General features: G+C 52.6%; 1 pseudogene. It reads right to left on the reverse strand.

Annotated features, from left to right (window positions below):
- Positions 1 to 13: 13 nt before the first annotated feature.
- Positions 14 to 145: pseudogene (locus tag EQW76_RS30110) on the reverse strand (type II toxin-antitoxin system RelE/ParE family toxin); the annotation flags it as partial.
- Positions 146 to 331 lie beyond the last annotated feature (186 nt).

Raw genomic sequence — 331 nt, forward strand, 5'->3', positions numbered from 1 at the left:
GACCTCAATGCCATTAATGATGCGAGGTGCCATTGCTTATCTCCTTTGCAAGAATCTCCGCAACCTTGAGGCAGGCTCGGATGATATCCATATCCTCTTTCGGTGTAGCGATCCCGCTTTTGCTCTTTTTCTGAAAGCAATGAAGGACGAATACAGCCTCTTCAAACCTAACCGTGTAAACGGCGCGGTAGGTACCGCCTTCATCGTTCTAAACCACTTCCAGCACACCGGCTCCACCGAAGCCCTTCAGTACCCTGGCCGCATGGTGCTGGCCGCCGTGCTGGGGCAAAATGCAAGGCATAACCGAACTACTTGCGCACATCTGCTGGAA

The organism is Rhizobium sp. rho-13.1 (assembly GCF_007000305.1).
In the GTDB taxonomy this organism is placed as follows: Bacteria; Pseudomonadota; Alphaproteobacteria; order Rhizobiales; family Rhizobiaceae; genus Rhizobium; species Rhizobium rhododendri.